Source organism: Streptomyces sp. NPDC048352 (genome assembly GCF_040651895.1).
Classification (GTDB): Bacteria; Actinomycetota; Actinomycetes; order Streptomycetales; family Streptomycetaceae; genus Streptomyces.
This window is the reverse complement of sequence record NZ_JBEZKZ010000003.1, coordinates 80,172-99,444: the sequence shown is the minus strand read 5'-3', so window position 1 is coordinate 99,444 and position 19,273 is coordinate 80,172. Positions and strand designations below refer to the sequence as shown.

Sequence of the window (19,273 nt, the reverse complement as noted above, 5' to 3'; positions counted from 1 at the left end):
CCCCTGTAGGGAGTTGGAAGCCATGGCCCCAGTCGCCATGCGTAGTGTTGCGAAATCCCTTTCCGAAGCGAAGCCGGTCTCGTACTGGCTGGACGACCCCGGCCGCCCCGCTCCGCAGCCGGCCCTCACCTCCGACGAGCGCTGCGACCTGCTGGTCGTCGGCGGCGGCTACAGCGGCCTGTGGACGGCGCTGCTCGCCAAGGAGCGCGACCCGGGCAGGGACGTCGTACTGATCGAGAGCAAGGAGGCGGGCTGGGCCGCCTCCGGCCGCAACGGCGGGTTCTGCGCGGCCTCCCTCACCCACGGCCTCTCCAACGGCCTCGCCCGCTGGCCCGGCGAGCTGGCGAAGCTGGAGGAGATGGGCGCCCGCAACCTCGACGCCATCGAGGAGGCCGTCGCCCGCTACGGCATCGACTGCGACTTCGAGCGCACCGGCGAGATCGACGTGGCCACCGAGCCGCACCAGGTCGAGGAGCTGCGGGAACTGTACGAGGAGGCGAAGCGGCTCGGCCTCGGGGACGGTTCCGCGTGGCTGGAGGGCGAGGCGCTGCGCGCGGAGGTGAACTCGCCCACCTTCCTCGCGGGCCTGTGGGACCGCGAGGGCGTCGCCATGCTCAACCCGGCGAAACTGGCCTGGGGCCTCAAGCGGGCCTGCCTGGAGCAGGGCGTGCGGATCTACGAGAACACGCGCGGCCTGAAGCTGGCTCAGGCGGGCGCCGGGATGACGGTGGAGACCCCCTACGGCACGATCCTCGCCCGCCGGGTCGCCCTGGGCACCAACATCTTCCCGTCCCTGGTGAAGCGGATCCGCCCCTTCACCGTCCCGGTCTACGACTACGCCCTGATGACCGAGCCCCTGGACGATGAGCAGCTGGCCTCGGTCGGCTGGAAGAACCGCCAGGGGCTGGGCGACAGCGCCAACCAGTTCCACTACTTCCGGATCACCCGGGACAACCGGATCCTGTGGGGCGGCTACGACGCGGTCTACCCCTACCGCGGGAAGCTCGACTCGGAGTACGACCACCGCCCCGAGACCTACCTGAAGCTCGCCGAGCACTTCTTCACGGCCTTCCCGCAGCTGGAGGGGGTGGGCTTCAGCCACGCCTGGGGCGGGGCGATCGACACCTGCTCCCGCTTCTCGGCCTTCTTCGGCACCGCGCACTCCGGGAAGGTCGCCTACGCCGCCGGGTACACCGGGCTCGGCGTGGGCGCCACCCGCTTCGGCGCCGACGTCATGCTGGACCTGCTGGACGGCCTGTCCACCGAGCGCACCCGGCTGGAGATGGTGCGGTCCAAGCCCATGCCGTTCCCGCCCGAGCCCTTCGCCTGGACCGGGATCGCCCTCACCAAGTGGTCGCTGGCCCGCGCCGACGCCCGGGGCGGCCACCGCAACCTGTGGCTCAGGACGCTGGACCGGCTCGGGCTGGGCTTCGACAGCTGAGACCCGCCCGCCCGCAGCCGCCGTACGCCCCGGCGCGCACCCGGCGCCCGCCCCGCGAGCCGCTTCACCCCCACGGGGCGCGCAACCCGCGTCATAACGCCGCCCGGCCCCGCTCTCTCCCGGTGAGAACCCTCACCGCGACGAGACGAACGGAGGCCGGGCGATGACCCTCCCGGGGGCGAGGACCGCAGTGGAATGGCTGGTTTCGACGGCGCCGGACCCGGACGCCTGCCGGTGGGAGTGGGAGCGCAGCCCCCTCGGGGTCGCGCTGCTGCCCGCCGGCCGGGACTGGGACGTGCTGATCGTGCCGGGGGAGCTGGGGCGGGGCGCCCTCGGCGTCCTCCACCTGCTGGCCGGCCCGCCCGGCCCGGTGCTCGCCCACTCCGGCGGCGGCCGCGTGGGCTTCTTCGTGCCCCCGGGCACGGCGGCCCGCTGGATCGGCACGGGCGTACGGGGCGCCGGGCGCGGGAGCTGGGTCGTGGTCCCGTACCCCGGCCGGGCGACGGGCGGGGTCCGCTGGCTGGTGGTCCCGGACGGGCGCGGAACGCTCACCGACCCGGCGGCGCTGGAGCTCGCGCTGCACGAGGCCGCCGCGGAGCGGGCCCTGGCGGAGCGGGACGGCACGCCGTGACCCGGTCGGGGGCCGGCCGGAGCCTCAGCTCCCGCTCCGGCCCCCGACCGCCCGGCGGACCCCCAGCAGGAGCGGCATGCACAGCAGGACGCTGGCCAGCACGTCGAGGGGCCAGTGGAACCCGCGCAGCACCAGGCCGGCGGCCGTCGCCGCCGACAGCGTGAGGGCGGCGGCCATCGGCCACGCCCGGCGGGTGTACGGGGAGAGGAGCAGGGCCGCGCCCACGTACGCGGTCAGGGCCGTCGCCGTGTGCCCCGAGGGGTAGTAGCCGGCCGCCCAGGGCTCCAGCGGGCCCGGGCGGGCGGTCCACGCCTTGAGGGGGACGACCAGCGCCGGGACGACGGCCATCGCCAGGCCGGCCGCGAGCGCCGCGAGGCGCCGGCCGCGCCGGACGGCGTACGCCATGGCCAGCACGAGGACGGGCACGGCGACCGGGACGTTGCCGAGGTCCGCGAGGCGCTCGGTGACGGCGTCGGGGACGGTGCGCACCAGGGCGCGGCTGACCGCGTGGTCGGTGGCCAGGAGCGGGCCCGACACCAGGACCTGCCAGGTGATCAGGGCGAAGAGGGCGGCGCACAGGAGCAGGGCCGCGGGGAGGATGGCCGGCCGTCCCGGAACAGGGGGGATGGTTCCGGGACGGCCGCCCGGACCGGGTTGCCGTACGCCCCGGGGGGTTTGGGGCGGACGGCCGTCCGATCTGAGAGGAGCGTGCGCGAACGCATGACCAGTACGGCGCTGGGGAAGCCCGGTACCGGTATCGCCCCCGGTCTCCCGGGAACGGTCTGTCTCACTCATCTGCAGAAACCGTACGCCAGCGAAAGGGGGACCGACAGCGGGAACGCGCTCCCGCCATCGGCCCCCCACAGCTTCTTCACAGCGCCCGCCCGTTACCGGTGGTACGAGGCGCGCGCTGCGTCCGTGCGTTCCAGTCCTTCGAACTGGACGTTCGGTCAGATGCCCGCGAAGGCCGCCTCGATGATGTCCAGGCCCTCGTTCAGGAGGTCCTCGCCGATGACGATCGGCGGGAGGAAGCGGAGCACGTTGCCGTAGGTGCCGCAGGTGAGGACGAGCAGGCCCTCGGCGTGGCAGGCCTTGGCCAGCGCGCCGGCCGCCTCCGGGAACGGGGTCTTGGAGACCGGGTCCTTGACGAGCTCGATCGCGATCATGGCGCCGCGGCCGCGGATGTCGCCGATGATCTCGTACTTCTCCTGCATGGCCGTCAGGCGGGTCTTCATGACGGACTCGATCTTCTTCGCCGCGGCGTTGAGGTCGAGCTCCTTCATGGTCTCGATGGAGCCGAGCGCACCGGCGCACGCCACCGGGTTGCCGCCGTAGGTGCCGCCCAGGCCGCCCGCGTGGGCGGCGTCCATGATCTCGGCGCGGCCGGTCACGGCGGCGAGGGGCAGACCGCCCGCGATGCCCTTGGCGGTGGTGATCAGGTCCGGGACGATGCCCTCGTCCTCGCACGCGAACCACTGGCCGGTGCGGCAGAAGCCGGACTGGATCTCGTCGGCGACGAAGACGATGCCGTTGTCGTTGGCGAACTTCACGATCGCCGGGAGGAAGCCCTTGGCCGGCTCGATGAAGCCGCCCTCGCCGAGCACCGGCTCGATGATGATCGCGGCGACGTTCTCGGCGCCGATCTGCTTGACGATGTTGTCGATCGCCTGGGCGGCGGCCTCGGGGCCGCAGTTCTCGGCGCCGGTGGGCCAGCGGTAGCCGTAGGCGACCGGGACGCGGTAGACCTCGGGGGCGAACGGGCCGAAGCCCTGCTTGTACGGCATGTTCTTCGCGGTCAGCGCCATCGTCAGGTTCGTACGGCCGTGGTAGCCGTGGTCGAAGACGACGACGGCCTGGCGCTTGGTGTACGAACGGGCGATCTTGACGGCGTTCTCGACGGCCTCGGCGCCCGAGTTGAACAGGGCCGACTTCTTGGCGTGGTCACCCGGGGTCAGCTCGGCGAGCGCCTCGCAGACCTCGACGTAGCCCTCGTAGGGGGTGACCATGAAGCAGGTGTGCGTGAAGTCGGCGAGCTGCGCGGAGGCGCGGCGCACGACGGCCTCGGCGGAGGCGCCGACCGAGGTCACGGCGATGCCGGAGCCGAAGTCGATCAGACGGTTGCCGTCGACGTCCTCGATGATGCCGCCGCCCGCGCGCGCCGTGAAGACGGGGAGCACGGAGCCCACGCCGCCGGCCACCGTCTCGAGGCGGCGGGCCTGCAGCTCCTGCGACTTGGGGCCGGGGATCGCGGTGACGATGCGGCGCTCCTGCGGGACAGCGGTCATAGAGGGCTCCTGGGGGGTGTTTTCGGACGCACTTGTGTCTTTGTCCGCAGGCTAGGCCCGGCGGCGGGGGGAAAGCATGCTCCGTTCGGGAGTGGTACCCGCGTGTCCTTGTCCGCGGCGGCCATAGGAAGGATCCGGCACCGTCCCGGCGATCACCGCGGGGTGCGGCCCGAACGGCCTGACCGGGCACTAGATTGAGCGCCGCGGCGCGTTGGGAACGGGCAGGGGGCAGGGGTACATGGACACCGAGGGCATGCACGACGGACAGTCGACCCGCCGGGGTCACGTCCCCCGGCCGGCGGGCCCCCCGCCACCCCTCGGGGCCCCGCCGAAACCACAGCACGCACCGGCCTCCGGTGCCCCCTTCACGGACTGGCTGCGCACCCCGCGCCCTGAGGCCGAACCGGGCGTCTGGCGCTTCGGGCACGTCCCGCGCGCCGGGGGCGAGGAGGATCCCGCCACCGACCGGTCGCTGCTGAGCGGCGCGGTCATCTCCTTCCTCGCCTGCGTCCTGCTGTGGTCCCTGATCACCGACAACTACATCCCGTACACCGACCTGCCGGTCAAGCTCCTCACCCCGCACGACTGGTGGGAACTGGGCGGGGCGCCCAAGGACGGGCCGGGCGTCGCCGCCCTCCAGGCGTACATGCTGCTCGTCACCGGGGCGCTGGTGTGGTGGTTCAGCCGCCTCGGCTCCTGGGGCACGGCCTTCGAACGGCTCGTCGCCGCCCGGGGTCCCCGTGCCCGGTTGGCGGGCGCGGCGGCGGTGGCCCTGTTCGTGGCGGTGACCATCTGGACCCGGACCGTGCCGCTCATCGACCTGCTCGGCGGCCACCTGCCCCTGGCGCAGATGAGCCGGGGAACACAGCAGCTCGTCACCTACCTCGTGTACGGGGTGGCCCTGGCGCCGGCGCTTGTCCTCTTCGCCCGGCTGGCCCGCAAGCCCGTCCCCGACGGCGGCACCCGGGCCGTCCCCGCGCCGGCGCCCGCCGGCGCCGACCCGGCCGGATGGCCCGAACTTCGGGACGCCGGGCTGGGGGAGGTGGCCGCTCGGCTCGCCGGAGAGGCCGGGGCCGGGCGGATGAACGATGTCGACTATGCGCGCATCCGGCGGGCCTGGGACTCCGTCCGGGCCGATCCCGCCCGGCTGCGGGCCTTCGACGCCGCCGTGAGGGACAAGGGCGCCGCCGCCTGCGTCCACCCCTCGGGCGACCGCGACCTGCCGGTGCGCGCCGCCCGCCACGACCTGCTGGCCCGCCAGGTGCTGCTCGGCACCGTCGAGGACGGCGAGCGCAACCCCCGCGCCCGCCGCGGCACCGGGCTCGCCCTCGACCCCGGGGTGCTCGGCACCTCCCTGCTGGCCGTCGGCCCGTCCGGCACCGGCAAGACCGCCCGCCTGGTGCGGCCCGTCGTCGAATCGCTCGCGCTCCAGGCGCTGGCCGGGCAGGCCGCCGTCGTCGCCGTCGGCGCGGCCGGCTCCCAGCTGGGCCCCGATGGCGCCTACGACATCGTGGTGCGCATCGGCGACCCCGCCTCCGTCCACGACCTCGACCTCTACGGCGGCACCGCCGACCCCGACGAAGCCGCCGGCCTGCTCGCCGAGGCCTTCGTCGGAGACGTCCCCGGCATCGACGTACGCCGCGCCGCAACCGCACTCGCCCAGCTGATCGGCCCCTTCCGCGAGGCGTACGGCCGCTTCCCCGCCGTCCCCGAACTGCGCGAGCTGCTCGACGGGGTGCCCTCCGCCCTCACCGCGCTCCGCCAGGCCCTGGAGGGCACCGGGCGCCAGGCCATGCTCCGCGAGCTCGACGCGCGGCTGCGCCAGCAGGGGGCCCCCGGGGACCCCGGCCCGGCCCTCGCCGACCGGGCCGCCCTGCTCGACCGGCCGGCCTTCGCCGGGTTCTTCGACGTCGGGGCCTCCGCCAGCGGGGCCTTCGGCGCCGCCGCCGGCCCCGGCTCCGAGCGGCGGGGGCGGCCCTTCTCGCTGCGCGCCCTCGAACACCCGGTCCGGGTCCGCGTCGACCTCCCCGAACGCGGGCACGCCGACGCCTCCCGGATGCTGGCCCGGCTCCTCCTCGCCCAGTTCAACGCCTCCGCCGCCGCCCGCGCCGACCGCTCGCTGTTCGCCTTCCTCGCCCTCGACGACGCCTCGCACACCCTGACCCCGGAGACCGTCCGGGGGGTGCAGCGGCTGCGCTCGGCGAACGCCGGGGTCCTGCTGACCCTGCGCACCCTGGACGACGTACCGGAAGGGCTGCGGACTCCGCTGCTCGGTGCGGTCGGCTGCCGGATGGCCTTCTCGGGGGTCACCACCTGGGACGGGCAGCGCTTCGCCGAGGCCTGGGGCACCGAATGGGTCGAGACCCGGGACGTCACCCACCGGACGGTCTTCGCCGACCAGCCGCTGACCCGGGCCGTCCACGCCTTCCGCAAGCTGGTGACCGGCAAGGCCGTGACCACCGACGCGGTCACCGTCCGCCAGGTGGAGCGCGAACGCTGGTCCGCTTCCGAGCTCGCGCACGCCGTGCCGCCCGGGTGCGCGGTGCTCTCGCTCACCTCCGTGCGGGGGGAACGAGCCGCTCCGCTGCTGCTGCGGCTCTCGGGCACCGGGTGAGCAGCGGCTGAGAGGACCCGTACGGGGTGGCAGAATCGAAAAGGGCCGTTCATACGCCATGGCGAAAACCCGCCCGGCCCCCTCCTCCCTCCCCGTCTGGAACCCGATGCCGCTCACCCTCGCCTCGCTCGTCCAGCACTCGGCGCTGAAGCTCACCGTCCGGGCCGGGGAGAGCCGCCTCGACACCCCCGTGCGCTGGGCGCACGTCAGCGAGCTCGCCGACCCCGTGCCGTACATGGAGGGCGGCGAGCTGCTGCTCGTCACCGCGATGAAGCTGGACGCCGACGACCCCGAGGAGATGCGGCGCTACGTCCGCCGCCTCGCCGCCGCCGGCGTCGTCGGCATCGGCTTCGCCGTCGGGGTCAACTACGAAGCCGTCCCCGAGGCGCTGCTCCAGGCCGCCCGCGAGGAGGACCTGCCGCTGCTGGAGGTACCCCGGCGCACCCCGTTCCTCGCCATCAGCAAGGCCGTCTCCGCCGCGCTGGCCGCCGACCAGTACCGGGCCGTGACCGCCGGGTTCGAGGCGCAGCGGGAGCTGACCCGGGCCGCGCTCTCCTCCGACGGCCCCGGTGAGCTGCTGGCGAAGCTGGCGGCCCACGTGCACGGCTGGGCCGCGCTGTACGACACCTCGGGCGCCGTCGTCGCGGCCGCCCCCGACTGGGCCGCCCGCCGGGCCGCCCGGCTCACCCCCGACGTGGAGCGGCTGCGGGAGCGGCCGGCGCCGGCGAGCGCGGTGGTGGGCGGCGCCGAGGACCGGGTCGAGCTCCAGTCCCTCGGCACCGGCCGGCGGGCCCGGGGCGCGCTCGCCGTGGGGACGGGGGCCCCGCTGGGCACCGCCGAGCGGTACGCGGTGCACTCCGCCGTCGCGCTGCTGACCCTGACCACCGAGCGCTCCCGGTCGCTGCACGACGCGGAGTCCCGGCTCGGGGCGGCCGTGCTGCGGATGCTGCTGGAGGGGGAGCCGGAGCACGCGCGGGCCGTGGCCGGAGACCTGTACGGGGCCCTGCTGGAGGCACCGTTCCGCATCATCGTCGCGGAGCCGGCGCTGCCGGGGACGGCCCAGCCGGAGGGGCTGGCGCTGCTGGCCGACGCGGTGGAGTCGGCGGCGGCCCGGGCCGGGGAGGCGCTGCTGGTGGTCCCGGAGCCCGGCCGGCTGGTGGTGCTGGCCGCCGACGGGGGCGCGGCGGTACAGGCGTGCGCGGACCACGCGGAGGCCCTGGAGTCCCGGCGCGGCCGGGAGTCGGTGGGGCCGGAGCCCGACGAGCTGGTGGTCGGCCTGTCGGCGCCGGCCGGCCCGGCGGGGGTCGCGGCCGCCTTCAAGCAGGCCGACCAGACCCTCGCCGTGGCCCGGCGCCGGGGCCGGGCGCTGGTCGAGCACGAGGACCTCGCGGCGGGATCGGTGCTGCCGCTGCTCGCCGACGACGCGGTACGCGCCTTCGCGGACGGCACGCTGCGGGCCCTGCGGGAGCACGACGCGACGGGCCGGGGCGACCTGGTGGCCTCCCTCCAGGCGTGGCTCTCCCGCCACGGCCAGTGGGACGCGGCCGCCGCCGACCTCGGCGTACACCGCCACACCCTGCGCTACCGCATGAAGCGGGTGGAGGAGATCCTCGGCCGCTCCCTCGACGACCCGGACGTCCGCATGGAACTGTGGCTCGCCCTGAAGGCCAGCCCGGCCGCCTCCTGACGCGCCGCTCCCCTTCCCGACGCGCCGCTCGACCGGCCGGCCGCAGGCGGCCGCCCGGCGCGAGGGGCGCATGGCTGCCCGTAGCGGTACGCCATCCGCGGACGGCCCCGACCCCGGCCAGGCTTCCGGCGCCCAGCCGGCAGGCCACCGGACCGAGGCCGGCGCGCCGGCGCGGAGCCGGCAAGCCGCGCGCGGCCGAGCCGTGCGAGGGGCGCGTCGGGAAAGGCACAGTGCCAAAGCGGCGCAGGGGCGGCGGAAGGTGCTCCATGCCGGATAAACACCGAAGGCCCGGCGGAGTCCTACCGTGGTGGAGACAACGACCCGCCCCCAGCTACCGCTGGGAGGTGCCCCCAGCACACACCGAAGGGCCGGGATTCGCATGACTTCCACCCACGCCTTCTGGCTCGCCGGCCGCCAGGCCACCGGCGAGGACAGCTTCGACGTCCACAACCCGTGGGACGGACGGCTGGTCGGCACCGTCAGCGTGCCCACCGACGCCCAGGTCGAAGAGGCCGTGGCCGCGGCGTACGCCGTGACGGCGGAGTTCTCCGCGACCCCCGCCCACGTGCGGGCCGCCGCCCTGGACCACGTGTCCAAGCGGCTCGCCGAGCGCACCGAGGAGATCGCCCAGCTGATCTCCGCCGAGAACGGCAAGCCGGTCAAGTGGGCGCGCGGTGAGGTCGGCCGTGCGGTGTCCGTGTTCCGTTTCGCCGCCGAAGAGGCCCGCCGCTTCAACGGCGGAGAGGCCCAGCGCCTCGACACCGACGCCGGCGGCGTCGGCCGCCTGGCCCTGACCCGCCGCTTCGTCAAGGGCCCGGTCCTCGGCATCGCGCCGTTCAACTTCCCGCTGAACCTGTGCGCCCACAAGGTGGCCCCCGCCATCGCCGTCGGCGCGCCGATCATCCTGAAGCCGGCCCCGGCCACCCCGCTGTCCGGCCTCATCCTCGGCGAGCTCCTCGCCGAGACCGACCTGCCGGCCGGCTCCTGGTCCGTGCTGCCCGTCGCCAACGACAAGATGCCGGCCCTCGTGAAGGACGACCGCCTGCCGGTCATCTCCTTCACCGGCTCCGACACCGTCGGCTACGCCATCCAGCAGTCGGTGCCCCACAAGCACTGCACCCTGGAGCTCGGCGGCAACGCCGCGGCCGTCGTCCTCGCCGACTGGTCCTCCGACGCCGACCTCGAGTGGGCCGCGACCCGTATCGCGACCTTCTCGAACTACCAGGCCGGCCAGTCCTGCATCTCGGTGCAGCGCGTGATCGCCGACGCCTCCGTCTACGACCGGCTCCTCGAGAAGGTCGTCGAGAAGGTCCGGGCCCAGGTCACCGGCGACCCCGCCGACGACGCCACCGACGTCGGCCCGCTCGTCTCCGAGGACGCCGCCAAGCGCGTCGAGTCCTGGGTGGACGAGGCGGTCTCCGCCGGTGCCAAGCTGCTCACGGGCGGCAAGCGCGACGGCGCCACGGTCGAGCCCACCGTCCTCGCGGACGTCCCGGCCGGCGTGAAGCTCGCCACCGAGGAGGTCTTCGGCCCGGTCCTGACCCTGACCAAGGTCGAGAACACCGACGAGGCGTTCGCCGCCGTCAACGACTCGAAGTTCGGCCTGCAGACCGGCGTCTTCACCCGCGACGTCCAGGTGGCCTTCCGCGCCCACCGCGAGCTCGAGGTCGGCGGTGTGATCATCGGCGACGCCCCCTCGTACCGGGCCGACCAGATGCCGTACGGCGGCGTCAAGCAGTCCGGCGTGGGCCGCGAGGGCGTCCGCTACGCGATGGACGACTACACGTACGAGCGCGTCCTGGTCCTCACGGGCCTCGACATCTGACCGACTCGTACGGTCACAGACCGACGGCCGGAGCCTACTGTGCGGGGGCTCCGGCCGTCTTTCTTTATCCATGCGCTGACCTGCTGCGATGGTGGGATGTTGGCCGGTTCCTGTGCACCCTTGGGAACACGGTGGGAACACCGGAGTACTGTCACCCGCTATGGCGAGCGTTGTTCCACGCAAAAATGCGGCCGGCGAGGTCACCAGCTACCAGGTGAAGTGGCGTGATGGTGGGTCGAGGACCGGCGACTGGCAGAACGAGCGGTTCGAGGATGAGGACTCAGCGAAGGTCTTCAAGGACTCCGTTGACGAGCACGGTCAGAACTGGCCCCCGGGGTGGGTGAAGGGCAAGGGGTACATCGACCCGGAGTCCGAGGACGAACTGCGTTACCGGTTCGACCAGTTCGCCCGTGCCTCCATCGACAACCGCACGGCGGGCGACTACTACAAGCGGCAGCGCATCAGGAACCTGGAGATGTATATCTTCCCCACGTTCCAGCACTGCGACATCCGGAGCGCCGAGCACTTCAGCAAGGCGACGATCGGCGCCTGGATCAACAAGATGCGGGCCACGAAGGTTCGACGTGGGGGCGGTAAGCCGAAGGACATGTCATCAGGAACGCTGCGGGGACTTCACGGCCTGCTCTCGTCGATCCTGAAGGAAGCCATGGTGGCCGAGCCGCCACTACGCGACCGCAACCCATGTGACCTCACCCGGCTACCGAAGGACGACGAGCACGGCGTCGAGGACAACTCTGGCGACGAGATGGAGTTCATGACTCCCCAGGAGGTCGCCGGCCTGGTCGCCTGCTTCCCTCGCGCCTCGGACCGGATGCTCGTACGGACTGCCTACGGCACCGGGCTCCGCTGGGGCGAGATCACGGCCCTGGCCACCAAGCACGTGCGCAACCCCGTACCGGACAGCTACGAGGTGCGCGTCACCCGGGCCTGGAAGCGGCAGACGCCCTCCGTCTTCTACCTGGGGGCGCCCAAGTCTCCGGCCAGCCGGCGGACGGTCGAGATCACGGCCGGGCTGTGGCGGGAGCTCCAGGACTACATCCCGGCCGAACATGGCATGGACGAGCTCGTGTTCCCTGGCCAGGACGGTGAGCGCATCAAGTACGGCACGTTCTGGGAGCGTTGGAACCGGGCGGTCAAGAAGGCCAAGAAGGAGGGCCTGCTGCCTCACTGGAAGTTCCCCACCTTCCACGACCTTCGGCACTCCCACGTCGCTGCGCTGCTGTCGGACGGGCACAGCTTGACCTACGTGCAGCGGCGCCTGGGGCACGAGTCGATTCAGACGACCAGCGACCGGTACGGGCACCTCCTCGAGTCGGCACACAAGGCCGCGCTGGTCACGCTCGACCGTGTCCTGGATGTCCGGCTGGAGAGCGATCCCGCCGTAAAGGCCGTGGCCGAGTTGGTCAGGTTGCCGCAGCAGAAGCAGGGCGAGCAGGTGCACGCGGTCCACGTGGGGGCTCAAGTCCTCGGGTTCTGGGACGCGGACGACGCCGCGGCCGTGGCTGAGCAGTGGGAGCTGGACCGGGGCGAGGCCGCACTGGTTGAGGCGGTCTCGGCGGCCTGGTGGCAGCGCGCGGTTGCCGGCGGCCGGGACACTGTACGCAGCCACATTCCGGCCCGCGTCCAGGCGTGGAGCGTCGGGCCGGCCTGCTACGAGCCGGACGGCACGGAGCGCGTGGCCAGTCCCGAGATGCACGAGCCGCGGCGGGGGTGGGTGTGGGAGTGGGAGGAGACCTACACCACCGAGGCGGCCGTCCGGCACACGGAGCACCGTCCTGAGGGTCACACCGAGGCTTCCGCGTGGGGGCTTCAGCGGGAGGCGGTCCTGGCGGCGTACGCGGCAGCCCGCACGGAGGCGCTGCGGGTGTGCGCGCTCAATCCCTGGACGCGGACGGCGACGGAGGACGGACAGGAGTCAGTGGCCTGACGATTCGCGGACATGCAGAAGGGCCCCGTCCAGCGGGGCCCTTCTGCATGTGGGGCGAGGGGCTATCCGGCGTCGCCAACGCCTTCGGTCGCGCGGGTGTGCTCGTCGTGCGGCTGCGGGATGGCCGTGAGGGAGGTGCGAAGCCGCGCCGGCCCGTGGGGCGTGGGGGACCCCGCGGAGCCGGAGGTTGAGGAACTCGCCGGGCGGCTGGCACCTCGGGTGAAGGCGGAGGCTCGCTCTCGCAGGACCTCCACGATCAGTGCGTTGTGATCGGCCGCGAGCTGATCGAACTCCGTCTTGAGCACGGCACGGAGGTGCCGCTCCGTCTGTTGTCCGGCCAGTGCCTCGTCAAGGCGCTGGGCCAAGCTGACGAGTTGGGTGTTGTGGGCGTCTGAGAGCTGATTCAGCCGCTCCTCGCGGGCCTGGATTTCCAGCAGTCGACGGCCGTGGTCTTCGTCAAGCTGGCGGCGCAGTTCCGCCATGTCGTTGAGCTGCCCTTGGGTACGTGCCTCGTGGGCGTTGATCCACTTCTTGGCGAACGCCAGGGCGACCACCGTGACGGCCATCATCGGGAGCAGTCTGGCGGCAGCAAACAGAAGGATGCTGCCGATGTCACCGGGTTCGTACTCGCTCATCGCCGCGATAGTGAGGGTGATACCAGCGCCGAGCCCGCACATCACGGCGATGGTGTTTCTACCCGGCATACAACGTCCCCCTTGCTTCGTGCCTTGCTTACGGGCCCCCTGTAGACGCCGTTCCCGGCTGATCTGCCTCGTGCTGGAGCCGAATCGCCTCAACGATGTTGCTCAGGAGCATGCCGCGAATGATGGGGTTCTTGATGCCCCATGCATCGGCTGCTGCTTCTGGGGTGAGTGGGTGTGTTTGTGAGGTAGCTGAGCGTACATCTGTGCCAGCGCTTTTGCGCCTGTCTTCCTCGGTGAGAATTCCGCCTTCAACCATGAGGTCGAGGACGTCGACGTCGAGAGCGCGGGCCAGGCCGGCGAAGTTGCTGGGGTTGGGGAGCGTCTGGCCGTCGAGCATTCGGCCAACGCTGCTCTTGTGCATGCCGCTGCGCCTGGCGAGTTCTAGCCGTCCGCCGGCACCTGGGGTGAGGTCGTAGCCCGCGCGCGTCGCGAGGGCGTGAATGAGGGCACCGAAGCGCTGCGCCACGGTCCCCTCCTTGGGGGGTTCCATACTCCGCATGGGCGGAGGGTAGCGCCCATGCGTGCAACTGGCGAGCGCTTGCATGCGTGCAATCGACCAGGTGAGAGGCACCTTTCGCCTTACCGCAGGTGGGATGCCCATCCGCCCTGGTCCAAGGTCAGAAAATTCATCTTCGGATTTCGCATGCCGCCAGTTGCACGCATGCAAGCAACTGATCTAGGGTTGCACGCAAGCAACCGTGTTGCAGCGATGCAACTCACGCGAAGGGAGGGACTGTGTCCATTCGCCTCCGTAGCGACGTTCTCAACGCCAAGGCCGAGGAGGCCGGGGATCACACGAGCCTCGCGATTGCCACCCGCGCCGGGGTGCAGAACTCCACCATCACGCGGCTCCTCGCCGGCGAGACGACGCCGAGCATCACGACGCTCGTCAGGCTGAGGGACGCGTACGGGCTCGACACTCTTGACGAACTCCTGGCGCTCACAAGCGAAGTGCCCGAGGTCGAGCAGGTACCGGCATGAGCCGGGCTCTCCAGGTCCGTGCAGCGGCCGTGTCCGCCCGGCGCGAGTACTGCCGGTGCACCACCGTCCGGAACTACAGGTACCCCGAGGCCGCCGACAAGCTCGGCTGCAAGGAGGGGTGGCTGCGTGACCACATCAGCAGCCTGCCGCACCAGCGAATTGGCGAGGCAGCCGTCTTCTGCGAGTGCGAACTCGCCATCATCCAGGCCCTTTGCAGCGTCATGCCGACCACGGTCGAGCCGGCGCTGACCCAGGCCGAGGCCGCACCCACCAGCGCGGAGACTCCCGCCGCCAACCTGCGCACAATCCGCCCCGCCCAGGGGCGCAAGCGCGGCGCCTGACGGCGAACGGGGCCGCCCGGACCATGCCGGGTCCTGACGACCCCGCCCACCCAGTCACCTCAACCACCAGTGAATCGAGGGACCGTGACCGCACACTCTAACTCCCAGGCCCAGGCCGCTACGGCGCTGAGCCAGCTCCTTGCGGAGCACCCGGACGTTACCGGGCTCACCTGGTCGATCGACCCCCTGGGCGTCCTCCGGGGAGAGCGCCACGCCGAATCCGGCGACGGCAAGATCGTGGACGAGGTTGCCCAGATCATCGGCGGCACCGCCGCACACGTCTGCTTCACCCGTGACGGCGACCGTCAGGGACTGGCTCAGCTCACCACCGTTTGGCGTGACGTCCCCGTGCACGTGTGGGCGAGCTACCCCGAGGCCCCATTCGGCGGTGCCCGGTGAGCACCTTCCTCCTCGCCGCCATGGCCGCGGCCTTCCTCGCCCTGGTGGCCTCGATCGTCGCGCAGCGCCGGGCCACCGACGCCCCCGTGGACGAGCACAGCACGGGCTGCCGCCACTGCGCGGCCCTGCGCCACCCCTCCCAGCTCGCGACCCGCGCAGCGCTCTCCACGATCCCCGGCCAGAAGGGAGGCGAGTGATGGCGATGCGCTCCCCCTACCGAGCCGCGACCGACCACCATTCAGCCGCCGAGGCCGCCCGCGCCCAGCGCGGTACCTGGGTCCTCGCCGGAGTCTTCTCCAGCACCATGAGCGCCAAGACCGCCGCGCGCCTCATCCGCACCGGCTCCGAGAAGTACGTCTGCTACCAGCCTGCGGGGGCGTTCGAGGCATACGCCATCCCGACCGGCGACGAGGTGACCGTCTGGGTGCGGTACGTCGCCGGTGAGGAGCCGGTCCCGCCGCTCCCGGACCGCATGACCGTCCGGATCCGCCACGACGGCGACGGCCCTGGCTACAGCGGGGTCGGCGTCGTGACCGTGACGATCTCTACCCGGTGCCCCGCTTGTGGTGGTCCCCGTGGTTGGGAGACCGTCCGCCCTCACCACTTCCACCACGACGGCGACCAGTACACCGTCGACCGCTGGACGAACCCCTGCGGCCACACGGACATGTACGTCGCCGTACTGCGGGAGTCCCGCGACCGGCAGCTCCCGCCGCCACGCCCCGCGCCGCCGGAGCAGGCGGCACCGCCGGCCGAGGACGGCCCTGTCGCCCTGGTCCTCGCAGCCGCCGCAAGCCGCCGGGGGATGCACGCCAAGCAGGCCGCCTTGCTCCTGGAGGAGCACGGCCACGGTGACGCCGCCGCGCTCATCCGCGCCGAGCTCAAGGAACGCCGGGGCCACATGTCCGCCAAGGGCGCCGCGAGTTTCCTCCGTGACCTGGCCAGGCCCATTCCCGACTCCGCCGCGAGCTCCACGACCACGAGGAACGTCCCGTGACCATCACCACCACCGAGCGGTCCGGGGCTTCGGCCCCGGCCGCCGGTCGGCCCGATGCGCCGACCGCTCGCCTGCTGCTCCCCGCCACCGCCTCCGCCGACGAGTGGCACGCGGTGCGCCGCTCCGGGATCGGCGGCTCGGACGTCGCCGCGATCCTCGGCCTGGACAAGTACCGGGGACCGCGCCACGTCTACGAGGCCAAGCACGGCCGGGACACCGAGGCCGACAACGAGGCGATGGAGTTCGGCCGGGAGCTGGAGGACGTCATCGCCCGCAGCTTCTCCCGCCGCGCGAACGTCCCGATCGTCACCCCGCCCGGCACCCTCGTCCACAACGAGCACCCGTGGATGCTGGCCAACGTCGACCGCTACGCGCTGGACGAGGCGGGCGCCGTCGCGGCCCCGGTCGAGTGCAAGAACAGGTCGGAGTACCAGGCTGACGACTGGGAGGAGGGCGTCCCCGACTCCCCGGCGATCCAGGCCCATTGGTACATGGCTGTGGGCGGCTGGGACTACGCATGGGTCGCAGCCCTCATCGGCGGTAACCGGCTGCGCTACCACCGGCTGGAGCGCGACGAGGAGCTGATCGGCTACCTCGTCCAGCACTGCGGCGACTGGTACCAGCGCCACGTGGTCGAGGGATTCCCGCCGCCGGCCGACGGCCTGGAGGCCACGAAGGAGCTGCTGGGCCGCCTGTGGGTCGCCAAGCCCGAGGACATCGTGGAAGTCGACCGCGACCGCGCCCGTGAACTGCGCGCCCAGCGGGCCTACCTCCGGAAGCAGATCGAGTCCCTGGAGGCCGATCTGACCACGGTCGAGAACGAGATGCGGCTGGTCAACGAGGCCGCCGAGGTCGCGAAGTGCGGCAACGACGTGGCCTGGACGTGGAAGCAGAACGGCAACTTCGCCGCAAAGCGGTTCCGCGAGGCGCACCCGGAGCTGGCCGCCGAACTGACCCACGTGGTCGAGCAACTGGACGTCGACCGGCTCAAGGCCGAACACCCCCACCTCTACACCGAGTTCCGCGCGCGCGTGCTGCGCGTGCCCGCGAAGGAGCTGTGACATGGCGACCAGCCTCAAGGACCGAGTGAAGGCCGCCACCGAGCGCGGCACCGGGCCGGTCGGCCCGGCCCTGGACGACGTGCACGAGCGGACGGCGGACGGCGAGGGCGAGCAGGGCGCCGGCCACCCAGACGGCGCCGAGGGCGTCATGGAGTGGCTGCGCCGGTACGAGGAGCACTTCAACGAGGCCCTGCCCGCCCACCTGGAGACCGGTCCGTTCTTCGCCGCCGTGCGCGCCATCCTGCCCTCGCTGAGTAGGTGCACCCCGGCGTCCAAGCTCCAGGCCCTGCTGACCTGTGCGCGGTTCGGCTTGGTCCCGGACGGTCAGCAGGCCGTCATCACCGCGTCCGGGAACGTAGCCACGTTCATCCCGACCTACCGGGGCTACGTCGAGCTGATGTACCGGTCCGGCCGGGTGGAGTCGGTCCACGTGCTGATGATCCACGCGAACGAGGAGTGGAGCTACGAGCCCACCGCCCCGTACCCGCTGGACTTCACGCACAAGCCGCGGCCGGACCTGCCGAAGGCCGAGCGCGGCGAGGCGAAACTGGCCTACGCGTTCTGCCGGATGAAGGGTGGCGGCCGGTCGCAGGTGGTCCTGCTCAACCGGGAGGACGCCCAGGAGATCCGCGACGAGTACAGCGAGGCGTACCGGCGCGCGGAGGAGTCCGGCGCGCGGGACTCCTTCTGGCACCTCCGCTTTGACGACATGTGGTTGAAGTCGGCGATCCGCCGCCTGGAGAAGGTCGTGCCGACCTCGGCGGAGCTGCGCGCACTCGGCGCCGTCGAGGACGCCGGCGACGCCGGGCAGCTCCAGATCCTCCACGCCCCGGACCCGGAGACGGCCGCGCTTGTCGCGGAGGCGGAGCGAGCGCACCGAGCCGCCGAGGCACCCCAGTTGATCGCCGTCCAGCCGCTGCCCGTCAAGGGCAAGGGTCGGGGCCGGTCCAAGCCCAAGAAGAACCGGGGCGGTCGCCGGTGATACCGGCCCCTCGCCCCTTCCCCGTGGGGACTCGTCACGGTCGCCCGGCCGTGGCGGGCCCCCCGCGGTCCGGTCTCTGCACGTCGGAAGGAACGGCATGAGCTGGCATCGGAAGCCCTTTTGCGGCTTCGACCTTGAGACTTCCGGGACCGACCCGGAGCACGACCGCATCGTCACCGCCTCGGTCGTCCACTACGGCGGCGGCCAGCCCACCACCGGCCGGTCGTGGCTGGCGGACCCGGGTGTCGACATCCCCGCCGGGGCGACCGCCGTGCACGGCATCACGACGGAGTACGCCCGCTCTGCGGGCCGCCCGGCCCCGGACGTGGTCGCGGAGATCACCGAAGCGCTGGCCGAGGCCGCAGACGCTGGCGTGCCTATCGTCGCCATGAACGCGCAGTTCGACCTGACCATGCTGGACCGGGAGGCACGGCGCCACGGCGTGCGTCCGCTGTTCGAGCGAGCTGCCCCGCGCGTGCTGGACCCGCGCGTCCTGGACAAGAAGGTGGACCGGTTCCGCAAGGGCGGCCGGACCCTGACCGACCTGTGCCGGCACTACGTGGTCCAGCTCGACAACGCGCACACGGCCCAGGCCGACGCGGTCGCGGCGTGCGCCGTGACGTGGAAGCTCGCCAACCGGCACCGGTGGCTCACGCGCGTGGACTTGGACGACCTCCACGAGCAGCAAGTCCACTGGGCACGCGAGCAGGCCGAAGGGCTGCGGGACTACTTCGCCAGAACGGACGGCAAGGAGCACTTTGCAGCGAGCGTCCGGCTGGACTGGCCACTGATCCCGGCCACTCTGGCGGAGGTGCGGTCATGAGCCGTATGTCCCGACGCGCCGCGCGGCAGGTGGCTGCCGCCGAGGCCGCCGCCCAGGTGTGCCAGGCCGAGAACGAGCGGCTCCGCGCCGAGAAGACCGCATTGAGCCGTGAGGCCGAGGCACTGCGCGTCCAGCTCCGGGAGACCTCCCGCCTGCTGTACCTCTCCGAGGGCGCCCGGCTCAGCCTGGACCGGCAGATCCGCGCTGAGCACCGCTCGCTCGACTACCTGTGCCGCGAGGCCGTCGACCGTGCCGGGACGCTCGCCCCGGTGCCGGCGAAAGGCGGTGCGTCCGGTGAGTGACCTCTACCTGATCGGCGTGAGCGTGACGGCGTGCAGTGCCGGGCTGGTGGCGGCCGCGGCGTACATCGTCGCCCCGCTCGTACAGAGCTGGCGCCGCGCCCGCCGCCTTGCCTTGGCCCTCCCCGTAAACGCCGAGCCCTGCGAGTTCCACCCCTGCCCCAACGAGCGCCGCACCCGGCCCCACGCCGTCCACGCCGACGGCTCCCGGAGCTGCTGGTACTGCGGGCACAACTCCCCTGGAGACCAGTGACG

20 protein-coding genes are annotated in these 19,273 nt (G+C 72.5%); 16 read left to right on the top strand and 4 right to left on the bottom strand.

What is annotated here, in order from left to right; genetic code table 11:
- The first annotated feature begins 22 nt into the window (after nt 1-22).
- Both AB0D45_RS02905 and AB0D45_RS02900 read left to right on the top strand, forming a co-directional pair.
- The gene (locus AB0D45_RS02905; protein ID WP_362455010.1) at nt 23-1,441 is read left to right on the top strand and encodes an FAD-dependent oxidoreductase; all 1,419 of its coding nucleotides are present in this window, start codon (nt 23-25) and stop codon (nt 1,439-1,441) included.
- A 163-nt stretch (nt 1,442-1,604) separates the two neighbouring features.
- The gene (locus AB0D45_RS02900; protein ID WP_362455009.1) at nt 1,605-2,072 is read left to right on the top strand and encodes a hypothetical protein; all 468 of its coding nucleotides are present in this window, start codon (nt 1,605-1,607) and stop codon (nt 2,070-2,072) included.
- Nucleotides 2,073-2,096: 24 nt separating this feature from the next.
- Here the strand turns inward: AB0D45_RS02900 and AB0D45_RS02895 are convergent, their stop codons facing one another.
- Nucleotides 2,097-2,867, bottom strand: coding sequence for a phosphatase PAP2 family protein (locus AB0D45_RS02895; RefSeq protein ID WP_362455008.1), 771 nt, complete (start codon nt 2,865-2,867; stop codon nt 2,097-2,099).
- Between the two features lie 155 nt (nt 2,868-3,022).
- Entirely contained in the window at nt 3,023-4,357 is a 1,335-nt protein-coding gene (gabT, locus tag AB0D45_RS02890) for a 4-aminobutyrate--2-oxoglutarate transaminase (protein WP_361597901.1), read from the bottom strand.
- A gap of 238 nt (nt 4,358-4,595) precedes the next feature.
- On the opposite strand from gabT, the gene AB0D45_RS02885 reads away from it, so the two are divergent.
- The 4 genes from AB0D45_RS02885 to AB0D45_RS02870 all read left to right on the top strand — a co-directional run bounded on the left by AB0D45_RS02885 (nt 4,596) and on the right by AB0D45_RS02870 (nt 12,431).
- Nucleotides 4,596-6,971, top strand: a complete 2,376-nt coding sequence (locus AB0D45_RS02885) for an ATP/GTP-binding protein (protein ID WP_362455007.1) — start codon at nt 4,596-4,598, stop codon at nt 6,969-6,971.
- 106 nt (nt 6,972-7,077) lie between these two features.
- Nucleotides 7,078-8,658 carry a PucR family transcriptional regulator gene (locus AB0D45_RS02880; RefSeq protein WP_362455063.1) on the top strand — a complete coding sequence of 527 codons (1,581 nt, stop codon included), beginning with the start codon at nt 7,078-7,080 and terminating at the stop codon, nt 8,656-8,658.
- Between the two features lie 379 nt (nt 8,659-9,037).
- Nucleotides 9,038-10,483 (top strand): aldehyde dehydrogenase family protein, encoded by a 1,446-nt coding sequence (locus AB0D45_RS02875; protein WP_361597892.1) that lies wholly within the window; start codon nt 9,038-9,040, stop codon nt 10,481-10,483.
- A gap of 160 nt (nt 10,484-10,643) precedes the next feature.
- Nucleotides 10,644-12,431: a site-specific integrase gene (locus tag AB0D45_RS02870; RefSeq protein ID WP_362455006.1), complete on the top strand. Its 1,788-nt coding sequence runs from the start codon at nt 10,644-10,646 to the stop codon at nt 12,429-12,431.
- A 62-nt stretch (nt 12,432-12,493) separates the two neighbouring features.
- On the opposite strand, the gene AB0D45_RS02865 is transcribed toward AB0D45_RS02870, so the two are convergent.
- Complete coding sequence (locus AB0D45_RS02865) at nt 12,494-13,066, bottom strand: hypothetical protein (RefSeq protein WP_362455005.1); 573 nt, start codon at nt 13,064-13,066, stop codon at nt 12,494-12,496.
- Between the two features lie 97 nt (nt 13,067-13,163).
- Nucleotides 13,164-13,601, bottom strand: a complete 438-nt coding sequence (locus tag AB0D45_RS02860) for a helix-turn-helix transcriptional regulator (RefSeq protein WP_362455004.1) — start codon at nt 13,599-13,601, stop codon at nt 13,164-13,166.
- 269 nt (nt 13,602-13,870) lie between these two features.
- On the opposite strand from AB0D45_RS02860, the gene AB0D45_RS02855 reads away from it, so the two are divergent.
- From AB0D45_RS02855 to AB0D45_RS02810, 10 genes are all read left to right on the top strand, one after another.
- Entirely contained in the window at nt 13,871-14,116 is a 246-nt protein-coding gene (locus AB0D45_RS02855) for a helix-turn-helix transcriptional regulator (RefSeq protein WP_362455003.1), read from the top strand.
- Entirely contained in the window at nt 14,113-14,457 is a 345-nt protein-coding gene (locus AB0D45_RS02850) for a hypothetical protein (protein WP_362455002.1), read from the top strand. Before AB0D45_RS02855 ends, AB0D45_RS02850 begins: the two co-directional genes overlap by 4 nt.
- A gap of 84 nt (nt 14,458-14,541) precedes the next feature.
- Nucleotides 14,542-14,856: a hypothetical protein gene (locus AB0D45_RS02845; protein ID WP_362455001.1), complete on the top strand. Its 315-nt coding sequence runs from the start codon at nt 14,542-14,544 to the stop codon at nt 14,854-14,856.
- Nucleotides 14,853-15,053, top strand: a complete 201-nt coding sequence (locus AB0D45_RS02840) for a hypothetical protein (protein ID WP_362455000.1) — start codon at nt 14,853-14,855, stop codon at nt 15,051-15,053. The genes AB0D45_RS02845 and AB0D45_RS02840 overlap by 4 nt, the downstream gene beginning before the upstream one ends.
- Complete coding sequence (locus AB0D45_RS02835; protein WP_362454999.1) at nt 15,053-15,853, top strand: hypothetical protein; 801 nt, start codon at nt 15,053-15,055, stop codon at nt 15,851-15,853. Before AB0D45_RS02840 ends, AB0D45_RS02835 begins: the two co-directional genes overlap by 1 nt.
- Entirely contained in the window at nt 15,850-16,914 is a 1,065-nt protein-coding gene (locus tag AB0D45_RS02830; RefSeq protein WP_362454998.1) for a lambda-exonuclease family protein, read from the top strand. The genes AB0D45_RS02835 and AB0D45_RS02830 overlap by 4 nt, the downstream gene beginning before the upstream one ends.
- 1 nt (nt 16,915) lies before the next feature.
- Nucleotides 16,916-17,896: a recombinase RecT gene (locus tag AB0D45_RS02825; RefSeq protein ID WP_362454997.1), complete on the top strand. Its 981-nt coding sequence runs from the start codon at nt 16,916-16,918 to the stop codon at nt 17,894-17,896.
- A 97-nt stretch (nt 17,897-17,993) separates the two neighbouring features.
- Nucleotides 17,994-18,719 carry an exonuclease domain-containing protein gene (locus tag AB0D45_RS02820; RefSeq protein WP_362454996.1) on the top strand — a complete coding sequence of 242 codons (726 nt, stop codon included), beginning with the start codon at nt 17,994-17,996 and terminating at the stop codon, nt 18,717-18,719.
- On the top strand, nt 18,716-19,021 hold the full coding sequence (locus tag AB0D45_RS02815; RefSeq protein WP_362454995.1) for a hypothetical protein: 306 nt from the start codon (nt 18,716-18,718) through the stop codon (nt 19,019-19,021). Before AB0D45_RS02820 ends, AB0D45_RS02815 begins: the two co-directional genes overlap by 4 nt.
- Nucleotides 19,014-19,271 (top strand): hypothetical protein, encoded by a 258-nt coding sequence (locus AB0D45_RS02810; protein WP_362454994.1) that lies wholly within the window; start codon nt 19,014-19,016, stop codon nt 19,269-19,271. Before AB0D45_RS02815 ends, AB0D45_RS02810 begins: the two co-directional genes overlap by 8 nt.
- Nucleotides 19,272-19,273: the final 2 nt, after the last annotated feature.